General features: G+C 49.0%; 7 protein-coding genes and 3 pseudogenes. 7 read left to right on the forward strand and 3 right to left on the reverse strand.

Translation table 11 applies throughout. The annotated features are described in order from the left end of the window. Positions 1-199: pseudogene (locus tag GAC_RS05045) on the reverse strand (hypothetical protein); the annotation flags it as partial. Next, positions 177-3,635 carry a transcription-repair coupling factor gene (mfd, locus tag GAC_RS05050; RefSeq protein WP_012658821.1) on the reverse strand — a complete coding sequence of 1,153 codons (3,459 nt, stop codon included), beginning with the start codon at positions 3,633-3,635 and terminating at the stop codon, positions 177-179. The gene mfd and the pseudogene GAC_RS05045, both read right to left, overlap by 23 nt. 115 nt (positions 3,636-3,750) lie before the next feature. Here mfd and rnhA point away from each other — a divergent pair, with 115 nt between their 5' ends. The 7 genes and pseudogenes from rnhA to GAC_RS05080 all read left to right on the forward strand — a co-directional run bounded on the left by rnhA (position 3,751) and on the right by GAC_RS05080 (position 10,249). Then, positions 3,751-4,206: a ribonuclease HI gene (rnhA, locus tag GAC_RS05055; protein ID WP_029209769.1), complete on the forward strand. Its 456-nt coding sequence runs from the start codon at positions 3,751-3,753 to the stop codon at positions 4,204-4,206. Positions 4,207-4,224: 18 nt separating this feature from the next. After that, a complete protein-coding gene (locus GAC_RS06100) occupies positions 4,225-4,407 on the forward strand; it encodes a hypothetical protein (RefSeq protein WP_241760177.1) in 183 nt (60 codons plus the stop codon). 192 nt (positions 4,408-4,599) lie between these two features. Beyond that, positions 4,600-7,215: a YhdP family protein gene (locus GAC_RS05060; protein WP_241760178.1), complete on the forward strand. Its 2,616-nt coding sequence runs from the start codon at positions 4,600-4,602 to the stop codon at positions 7,213-7,215. Between the two features lie 186 nt (positions 7,216-7,401). Next, positions 7,402-8,140 (forward strand): annotated as a pseudogene (gene pyrH, locus GAC_RS05065) (UMP kinase). Between the two features lie 8 nt (positions 8,141-8,148). Further along, the gene (gene frr / locus GAC_RS05070; RefSeq protein WP_010262753.1) at positions 8,149-8,700 is read left to right on the forward strand and encodes a ribosome recycling factor; all 552 of its coding nucleotides are present in this window, start codon (positions 8,149-8,151) and stop codon (positions 8,698-8,700) included. 21 nt (positions 8,701-8,721) lie between these two features. Continuing rightward, the gene (gene uppS, locus GAC_RS05075; protein ID WP_035017772.1) at positions 8,722-9,411 is read left to right on the forward strand and encodes a polyprenyl diphosphate synthase; all 690 of its coding nucleotides are present in this window, start codon (positions 8,722-8,724) and stop codon (positions 9,409-9,411) included. A gap of 79 nt (positions 9,412-9,490) precedes the next feature. Beyond that, positions 9,491-10,249 carry a phosphatidate cytidylyltransferase gene (locus GAC_RS05080; protein WP_225307992.1) on the forward strand — a complete coding sequence of 253 codons (759 nt, stop codon included), beginning with the start codon at positions 9,491-9,493 and terminating at the stop codon, positions 10,247-10,249. Between the two features lie 101 nt (positions 10,250-10,350). Here GAC_RS05080 and GAC_RS05085 read toward each other — a convergent pair. Next, positions 10,351-10,572: pseudogene (locus tag GAC_RS05085) on the reverse strand (hypothetical protein); the annotation flags it as partial.

Raw genomic sequence — 10,572 nt, forward strand, 5'->3', positions numbered from 1 at the left:
CGGCGGTATGCCCCGCAAGTGTATTAGTCTGCTCTGTGCACACCTCTATTGTAGCGTTTATAAGGTCAGTAACAATTGCTTGGTCGTCCTTACTACTGTCATTTACTGCTTCAAGTAAGGCAGTTTCGACAATTTGGGTTTCTGCTGATTCATGGGTAATGTCGCTGAGGCTGCGGTTAAGCAGCGGCCATGCATACAAGGTGGGACAATATATACTCTAGTATTTGATTCTGTGATGCCTTGGGTACTGACATCCTGATGCTGTGGTCACATATGGTAAAGAGATCGTGGTTGTCTATTATGTGCTTCAACATTCCTGAATGCGCTGCTGTGCCCTGCGACAGTGAAAACGTGACGTGCCGCTTCGCTTGCGTGACCTCTTGTATGCCGAGTGCGGAGCAAAGCTGTTTGATGCGCATTACATTCAGCAAATTCATGACCTCCGGTGGTGGCGCGCCAAATCTGTTTACTAGCTCGACAAAGCAGGTATCCGCTTCCTCCGCGGTTTTCAAGCTACTGATTTTTTTGTACACTCTTATACGCAGATCTAGCTCCCTGATGTAAGATTCAGGAATCCTAACATTCGCGTCTACGCCCACTTTTACGCTGTGGCAGCCCGCTTGTATGTGGGGTTGCTCCTGGCACGCTGCTATGGCTTCTTCCAGCATTTTATGATACAGCTCAATTCCCACTTCCTTTATGTTGCCAGACTGCTCTTCCCCCACCAGATTTCCAAAGCCGCGCATGTCCATATCCTGTAGGGCGAGGGCAAAGCCCGACCCAACGCTATTTAGAGACCTGACCGCTTCTAGCCTCTTCATGCCAGGTGAATCGGGCAGCGCCTTTTTTGACACTATGAAGTAGGCATAACCCTTCAGCGTGCTCCGGCCCACCCTTCCCTTGAGCTGGTACAGCTGTGCCAAGCCGAACATGTCAGCATTGTGCACTATTATGGTGTTGGCGAAAGGTATATCTATTCCACTTTCGATGATGGATGTTGTCAGAAGGACGGAGAACTTCCCATCGAAAAAGTCATTCATAATCTTATCCAACGCCCTGGTAGATGTTCTGCCATGCGCCACTTCGACCTTCACATTTGGGACCAGTTTTTGTAGGTCCGCCAACACGCCGTCAATGTCAGAAATAAACGGGCAGGTAAAGAACACTCTGCCACCGCGGCTGACTTCATCTAGAATTGCGGTTTTTATGATGTTGCCATCGTACTGTATGATAGCAATATCTACGGCCATCCTCCCCATGGGTGGGGTCCTGAGAACGCTCAAGTTTTTTATCCCGGAAAGCGACATGTGCAGAGTTCGGGGAATTGGTGTTGCGGATAAGGATAGAACGTGCACGTCATTCCTGAGCTTTTTGAGCTGTTCTTTCTGTTGTACGCCGAAGTGTTGTTCTTCATCAATAATGAGCAAGCTCAAGTCTAGGAATCTTATATCTTCTGCGAGAAGCGCACTCGTACCTATGATTATGTTGATATCCCCGTTTTCGAGCGCCTTTTTTACCTTAGACTTTTGCGTGGCGGATGATCGTGCAAGCTGCTGAACGTTGATATCGTAGTTTTGAAATCTCTCTCTGAATGCCGCAAGATGCTGCCTGCATAGTAGGGTTGTGGGAACGATTACGGCAACCTGCTTGGCCGGATCTTCGTTGATGACTAGAAATGCCGCGCGCAGTGCGACTTCCGTCTTGCCAAACCCAACGTCTCCACATATGAGCCTGTCCATCACCTTGCCGCTGGCGAGATCCTCCTCAACTTCTGATATTGCTTTGAGCTGGTCTTCGGTTTCTACGTATGGAAACTCTTTGCAAAAGTCCAAGTACCTCTGATTTGCAAGAAACTTATTGCCTTCCGCAAGTACGCGCATTGCTTCTGAGTGTAACAACGTTTGAGCGATATCTTTGATGCGTTTCTTGAGTTTGGCGCTGCGCTCCTGCCATGAGGTGCTGCCGAGTTTATCCAGGACGACGTCGGTATTGGTGCCGTATTTTGTGATCAAGTCTATATCTTCCACCGGGACGAAGAATTTGTCGTTATTGCGGTAGAGGATTTCGACAAAGTCGTGTAAATGTCCGCACACACTGAGCGTGCGTAGCGCATTAAATATGCCAACGCCGTAGTCCTTGTGTACTACTACGTCTCCTACTGCAAGGCAGGTGTCTTCACTGACTACCGTGCCAGAGGAGCGACCGGCCGCGCATTGACGTTTCAACAGGCTGTATTCTGTTATCACAATAAAGTCGTGTGTTACAACGTCACAACTTGTTGGTAGCACAGCCGCGTTGAACGCGCCTATAGGGCCTGCATACTCATGCACTCTGGATATGTGTATGCCATGTGCTTTAAACTTGTCGATGAAATATAGCAGTGATCCTTCAGAGTAGCAGGCGAGGATTAGAGTTTTATGGGCGGAGTTAATATAATCCGCGGCCACCGCGAATACGTCAGCCTTTTGTTCCTGTGCTAGCAACCTGAAATTCGGCACAGCGCCAATATTGCTGGAAGAGCATATGACTTGTTGATGCTCCCAGAGATTGTTTTCTGATGTTGCATCAAAGCGGCAGAAGATGGCCTTGTGAAAGCTCCGTGTAATTTGTATGTAGCCTTGTAAATCCAAGAACAAAGCGCTTTTTCCTGTGGCAGATTGTGCCGTATAATCCTCCTCCTGCGCCCCTTCCAAGCGCCGCAATACTTCTTCCGAAGCCTGCTCAGCAAGCACTAGTTTTGCGTTTGGGACATAATCGAAAATGGTTGACAGCTCATCTGCCTGCAGCAGCGGCAGCCACTGCTCCTCTCCCATGCATTTTTGCCTGGAAAGCATGGCTTCAGCAAATGCCGGATCGGGATTTGGATACTGCTGCATGTACCTTGTGTAGAACCGATTTAAGTTTTCTTCGGTTTTTATTACTTCAGATGCTGGATAGATAACCAAACTTGGTAACGCGCCTCCATCCGTAATTTGCGTATCAAGGTCGAAACATCTGATAGACTCAACAGCATCGTAGCAGAAGTCTATCCTGGTGGGCTTGTTATCTATTGGTTGGAAAATATCGACGATTTCCCCCCGTACTGCAAAGCTCCCCACTTCGCGCACCGCGGAAGATTGCGTATATCCGCATGCCACCAGATGTTGTACCAGCGCATCCATAGACAAACCATCGCCAGGTGCAACTGTTATGGTGGCACTGGCCACAGAGTGTGCCGGCAGCACTTTCTGCGCAACTGCGCCGGAGGTTGTTAACATTACGTACGGGGCCTTGGCATTAGAAATGTCAAGCAAACACTTCATCCTGGTTGCCATGACCAGGCTACTGGGTGAGACCCCCTTGTGTGGAATGGAATCCCACTTGGGCAGGATAAACACATCGCGCTCCCGGTCGAAAAACTTCAGGGTTTTTGCCAAATGCGCCAGGGATGTGCCTTCCTGTACGACGAACACGAACGGTGTGTGCCGATCTTCCATGCACATCTGGGCCATGAGCATGTCTCCAAATTCTGGAGCAACGCCGGTGATTACTTCAAGAGAGCCCACGTGTACGCCTACGAACGCGCGCTGATGACGAACCAACCCCAACAGTGGGCCACGCGCACTACGGTGACGCTCCACGAGCACAGAAAACAACTACTTGCGCCGCTCAAACATCCTCCTAGCTGCAAGACCTTAGGGCTAACGATGAATGTCATTGTATTATGTGAGGTATTGGAATACAATCAAAAATGACGGACGTATGGTGCTTATGGGGAAAAGTAGGGTTGCCATATACACCGATGGTGCCTGTTCTGGCAATCCTGGACCTGGAGGTTGGGGTGCTGTGCTGCGCTTTGGTGACGGAGGGGAGCGCAGAATATCGGGTGGCAGTGACGATACCACAAATAACAGAATGGAACTTACCGCGGTGATTATGGCTTTGGCGGCTTTATCGGGGCCGTGCAGCGTGTGCGTTAATACTGACAGCACCTATGTGAAGAATGGGATCACGGAGTGGATTCGCAAATGGAAGCTGAACGGATGGAGGACGTCTAACAAGTCCGCCGTGAAGAATGTTGACTTGTGGGTAGAGCTTGAAAGACTGACTTTGCTGCATAGTATTGAGTGGAGGTGGGTGAAGGCTCACGCTGGGAACGAATATAACGAAGAGGCTGATATGCTCGCTAGAGGCGAGGTAGAGCGCCGCATGGTTATTCCAAAATGATTTTGCGCTGTGAGGCTTTTGCCAGATTCTATGAACTCTATGGTGTGGACTTGTGTAAAATTACTGCTCGTGGGTGCGGTGCTCACGTTTGGGGGGGTGCTGTACTATCACGTCAGTACTAAGGATACCATAGAGTTCCGCACTGGCGCTATAAACCTGTATTTGAAGTTCAAGCTCTCCAAATTTTTTGCCGGTCGCTGACGTTAACATACAAGATGTACAACTCTCTTGGCGCAGAGCTGATGAGAACTTCTTTCTATCAGCAAAGGGGCTTGTAATTATAGACAAAAATCAGGCCTGAAGACGGAGATTCCCGAGGTTGCCATTTACTCCAAGGTTGGCATCCTGTTTTTATGGGGAGACTGGGGTGCCAGCCGGGTTGAGATTCCCACCGTGTACCTGAGTGCATTTAGCCCCGATGGGGAAGTCAGTGGTGCCAAGCCGCCGTTTTCGGTCTCAGCGCTTCGGGAGAAGCTATTTATGCTGATCAGATCCAGTGTGCCTGTTAGAATTGGGAGTATGCTGCTTAGTAACCAGAGCGGTGAAAGCCTGAAGGTAGATTCACTGTCGTTTGGGACCGAAGCGAAATACGATGGCAGAATCTTCTCACTGGAGTTAACCAGCGGCGCATCATCGGTTAAGGTTAAGGTGTCTGAGCACTATAAGGGGGTGATTTCTCTGAACATTAGGTGCGACAACTTCAACACAGCGCTATTTGAATATATCAGGTTCCTGGACGGTGTACTGCCCTTGTACAATAAGGTGCTGATTTCCGGGGCCGCAGATGTAGTGTTGGATGCCCATGACAGGATAGAGTACTGTGACATTGACTTGCAAAGCCTGAAGGGCACCGTTCCATATGGGGAGCATGATAGCGTCGCTGTGCACGGTTTTCGGGTTAGGGCCAAATACAGCGACCATGAGCTCTTGTTGTCTGATTTTAACCTCCTCATGGATGATGTGGCTCTCAAGATGCGAGCCTACTTCAACGCTATAAACAGCCGCCTTAATGCCAGTGTGAGCAGTTATGAACTTAAAACACAGCAGGTGTGTAGATACTGGCCCGAGCAGCTATACCCGGACTTGAAACATTGGTACTGCGATAACGTGATAGAAGGCACCTTTAGGGAACCTCAGGTGACCTTTCACGGCCACGTCAATGACATAAAAAATGTGGCCAATTACCGGTTCAGTGCGCATGTACGAGATGCGACCATTACGGTTAGCAACAAATGGGGTGCGGTGAATATAGTAGATGGTGGCCTGCTGCTGGATAGGGGGGAGCTAGTAATTCGGTCTGGCAATTATAACTTCAGAGGCGTAAATGCCGTTGAAGGCGTTGCTATTATCAAGGACGTTAGCGATAAAGATGCAAAGCTTGAGATACGCGGCAGAGCTTTTGGTGATGTCAGCGAGATATATACTGCGGCGGATGGGCAAGAGCGCTTTGGGGTTGTAGCAGAAAATATATCGGGTGTTGCCAACACGAAGTTCATAATTGAGGTGTCTAATCTGTCTGGGACGTCTGACATACACAGCGATGTTTATATCACCTCTGAGGTCGGGGATCTTTCAGTACGCGGGGTTTTGAATAGCTTTGACGTACACAGCGCGGGTTTAGATCTCGTTGTGCACAATGGAAGCGTGGAAGCAACTATTAAAGGCAAGATGAATGAGCGCGATATGACTCTTGTTGCGAGCGGAGATCCTGGTGGCGGTAGCATGATGTGTAAATTTGAAGGATATATTTCCGGAAATAACATAAGGCAGTTCAGCGCGGCGGCCCGACATGTTGGCCTCAGTGGTTATGCTAAGGCTACTATAGACTGGGTCAGCAATCATTCCGGTGCCGGCGACACCAAGGTTAATGGTGTGTTGGATGTCATAGATTTGTACTCGGAACTGGGGTACTTTCCAGTAGGTGCTCAGGCAAGAATACTGAAGTTTGCGGCGTCGGTGGAGCAGGATGGGAACATACAGGTTCATAATGCAACTTTGGCGGGGCAGGGCATAGACATCCGATTGAGCGGGCATATTGGCCAAGACGTGAACTTGGTGGCTAACCGTGTACGCTTCCTAAAAACTGATGCGCAGGCCCATGTTAAGTCTTCGAAAGATGGCAACCTGGTACTTCAATTGAGCGGGAAGTTTTTGGATCTCAGCAAGACTAACCTGTGGGCTTTTTTGAGCGGCGAATCGCGGCAGCAGGGGGGGCTTGAGGTAAAATTGCGTGTGCACAATGCACTCATGAAGAACAACGTGCCCATAAAGCGGGTTTTCTTCAGTATGGGGTACGATGGGGATGATAAATTGCACGCGAAGATGAGCGCAAATTTTGCCAATGATAATGCGCCAGTGAGAATAGAATACGGGCCCAGAGGTTTGGAGGTGAGCACAGAAAACGCAGGAAACTTCCTGCGATCCATCGACGTTTTGAGCACTGTAGATGGTGGGCATCTATCTATATATATGTACCCGGACAGTCACCTTGGTAGGACACAAGGCGTGTTCTCGCTCACGAATTTTAATATTGTGAACGCGCCCATACTTGCGCAGATATTAACTCTCTCGTCTCTGCAGGGAATTAGTAATACGCTCAATGGTAGCGGAATACACTTTGGCAAGCTTAATGTCCCGTTCAATTACAGCGAAAACCGCGTAAGCTTTGATGAATCGTGGATTGAAGGGGTGGAACTTGGCATCAGTGTGGGGGGAGAGATAAATCTGAGTACGAAAAGTTTCGATGTGCGTGGCCAAATAGTGCCGGCTTACGCAGTCAGTAAGTTGGTGTGGAATACGCCTTTGATTGGCAAGTTGCTAACAGGTGGATACAGCAGAGGCGTGGTTGCGATCGACTATAAAGTTAAGGGCACTGACAAAGCTCATGATATATCAGTGAATTTCCTGTCAATTCTCGCACCAAACCTGCTCAAAAGGGTACTCAAAGCTATAGATGATAAATCAAAGGGTGGGGCCGGTAACGTGAAGCAGCAACGCGCTGCTGAGTGACCGGCAATACAGTACCTGTTCGGTATTGTAGCAATTTATTGGTTGGCGATACGACATGCTGTAACTGTGGGTTGTACTTCACGTTTTCTGTATGCCGTACCACAGCGAAGTTGCGCATGGAAGATTGCGTCTTTGTTCGGTTGCTGTATAATCTTGCCAGGCTTGTGGGACGGGTTTCGTTTGAATATGTCGGTAAGTGATGGTGCCGCCACGGGGAGTGTGCGGTACTCTAGAGTTTTGCTTAAAGTATCGGGTGAGGCATTCGTTGGAGAAAAAAAGGTTTGGCTTCGATCCTGCTGTTGTGCTCAGGTTGTCTCGTGACCTAAAAAATGTGAAAGAGTCCGGAGTAGAGCTTTGTATCGTTGTGGGTGGGGGGAATATATTTCGCGGTGCGTCCACCTCAGACGGGTTTGAGAGAACTAGTAATGACTATGTAGGCATGCTGGCAACCGTGATTAACGCGTTGGCTCTGCAGAATGCTCTTGAGGAAATGGGCGTGGAATGTAGGGTATTATCGGCCATGCCGATGACCGCTGTGTGTGAAACATACGTAAGGAGGCGTGCTGTTAGGCACCTTGAGAAGGGTAGGGTGGTTATATGTGCTGCAGGCATAGGCAGCCCGTTTTTCACCACAGACACTGCGGCTGCGCTTCGTGGCATAGAAATGCGCTGCGACGCAATATTCAAGGGTACTCAGGTTGATGGTGTGTACTCCTCCGATCCTAAGAAAGACGGTTCCGCGGTTCGGTACGACAGAATATCGTATCATGACCTTTTATCGTCCAATTTGAAGATTATGGATGCAGCAGCAATATCGTTGGCAAGGGAGAATTCCGTACCGATAATAGTGTTTGATCTAGGTAGGGATGGGGCATTCTTTGAAGCTGTGCATGGCAGAGGACTGTTCACAACTATATCTGACTAGGAGGGGATATGACTGACGCTATCAAAGAGTGCGCCAGGGAAAGGATGGAAAAAACCTTTTCTATGTTTCTGAGTGATATATCAGGCATCAGGACGGGGCGAGTGAGCGCTTCATTGTTGGATGGGGTGTTCCTCACTTATTACGGTAACAAGGTGCGGCTGAACACAGTGGCGAGTATATCTGTCTCTGGTAGGACTCTGCTGATTTCATTGTGGGATGCCAGTGTCATTGGTGATGTGAAAGCGGCCATTGATGCGTCTAATCTCGGTTTTGGTATGACGTGTGAGGCAACCACCATAAGGCTTGTTGTGCCTGAGCTTACTAGTGATGTGAGAAAAAATTTGGTGAAAATGCTCAGCAAGCTTACCGAAGAGGGGAAAGTCTCTGTGCGTAATATCAGGAGGGATACAATAGACAAGTTAAAGTCTATGCAGGACAACAAAGAGATTTCAGAGGATGACTTCCACTCCATAAGCGCGGAGATACAGAAAGTCACAGATACGTTCATCAAAAAGATAGGTGATGCCTTTTCCGTGAAGGAAAGCGAAATTTTGGGCTAAATGCACATTTGGATGTCTGCTATGGCGCATAAGTTGCCTAAACACGTTGCCGTAATAATGGATGGAAACGGTAGATGGGCGAAAAGTCGGGGCCTACCGAAGATAGAGGCGTACACTCAAGGTATGCTGGCCGCTAAAAAGGTTGTAGAGGCTTGTGTTCACCATGCCATTAGACATCTCACTTTGTACGCATTCTCCCTGGAAAATTGGCTCAGAAGCACTGAGGAAGTTAGCGACATTATGAGCCTGTTCACCAACTATCTGTCCTCTCCGGAGCTCCGCAAACTTTCTGATGACCATGGGGTGAGCATCAGGTTTGTGGGCGATTTAAAACTCCTGCGCGCGGATCTGGTGGAGCGCATGTCTGACATTCAATCTGTAACGCGCAACAACGATGCCTTATACTTGAATGTCGCGGTAAGCTACGGCGCGAAACAGGACATAATACAGGCCGTGAACGCGGCGTTAGATTCTGGAGTTGAGTCTGTTGATGGGGAGACGCTTCGCAGTTTTATGTGGACCAAGGACCTTCCAGACGTCGATTTACTGATAAGAGCTGGGGGCGAAAAACGCATTAGCAACTTTTTGCTTTGGCAGCTTGCATATGCCGAGCTCTACTTCTGTGATATTATGTGGCCAGATTTTACCGCTGCACATTTTTCTGATGCGCTGGATAGTTATCTGGCTAGAAACAGGAAATATGGCAGGTAGGCTGCTATGTGTGTATAATCAACTGGGCCAATGGGCTATTGTCAGCTTGAGCTGCGGTATCCGCGTCGTGCGTGATGTTATGCAGCTGTGTTTTGGGGGATGCATGAGTATTATGGAGTTTTGCAAGAAAGCCGGTAACTATGCGTTGCAACTACGGGAAAAAATTACGCGCTGCAAGTTGCCGGTCGTCGATGATAGCCTGCTGCTGCGCATACTGACGTCGGTTTTGGGAGCGAGTGTGTTTTTGGGCAGCATGTACTTTGGCGGGTGTTTGTTTTACCTGGTGTGTTTCTCCCTTGCCATGGTATCCGCGTTTGAGTGGCACCAAATGACAGGTGGCCACAGATATCTTTACATTCCCGCCATTTTTGTGGTCGCGTTGCCCTACGCCTCTGCTGTATACCTATACACGTTGCCCCATGGGACCATTATACTGTTGTGGATGATACTCAGTGTGTGGAGCACCGATACAGGCGCGTATTTTGTGGGTAAAAGCTTAGGAAAACGCAAAATACTGCCCGCTATCAGCCCAAACAAAACGTGGATGGGCCTCCTCGGGGGTATTGCGTTCAGTGCAGTGGTGACGCTTCTAATGTCGGTCATGTTCGGTATATTTTTTGTGCCACATGCGCTATTTATCGGAGCGGCAGTTGCGGCAGTTGCGCAATGTGGGGACTTTGTCGAATCTGGCATTAAGCGTCTTTGCAAGGTTAAAGATAGCGGGTTTATCGTGCCCGGGCATGGTGGCATATTAGACCGTGTTGACGGGTTCATGTTCACGGCTCCAATGGTTGCCTTCTACATACAGCGTTTATCAAAATTTTTTGCTGATGTTTAGTAGTGGGGCGTATAGTAGACCGGAGGCCTCTGGCCAATGGTTGCCCGTAACGCGTTCCTGAGTGCCACTTGGCGCGCAATACACCTGTGGCGCCTTGCCGTTTATGGGCGTTTGTACCGTAGTTTCTGGATAACAAGCCGTGGCACTTTGCCTTGGTGGCTTTCCCTGCGAAGATCGGCCTCCCGTTTGAGGAATTGCATCTTCCCATCTGCAGAAGCCTCATTTACAGCAGCAGCAAGACCTTCAGCTGCCTGCTCGAGTTCCTCTTGATTAATGCCTTCCACGCCCTTGGCTTCAGGGGTGGTGTGTGCATCGTCTAATTT

It is taken from the genome of Anaplasma marginale str. Florida, assembly GCF_000215485.1.
GTDB lineage: Bacteria > Pseudomonadota > Alphaproteobacteria > Rickettsiales > Anaplasmataceae > Anaplasma > Anaplasma marginale.

What these genes read in the sequence shown, in the direction of transcription:
- uppS (WP_035017772.1), top strand. Translation starts at nt 8,722, where the DNA reads ATGGCGCATAAGTTGCCTAAACACGTTGCCGTAATAATGGATGGAAAC.
- GAC_RS05080 (WP_225307992.1), top strand. Translation starts at nt 9,491, where the DNA reads ATGCAGCTGTGTTTTGGGGGATGCATGAGTATTATGGAGTTTTGCAAG.
- frr (WP_010262753.1), top strand. Translation starts at nt 8,149, where the DNA reads ATGACTGACGCTATCAAAGAGTGCGCCAGGGAAAGGATGGAAAAAACC.
- rnhA (WP_029209769.1), top strand. Translation starts at nt 3,751, where the DNA reads ATGGGGAAAAGTAGGGTTGCCATATACACCGATGGTGCCTGTTCTGGC.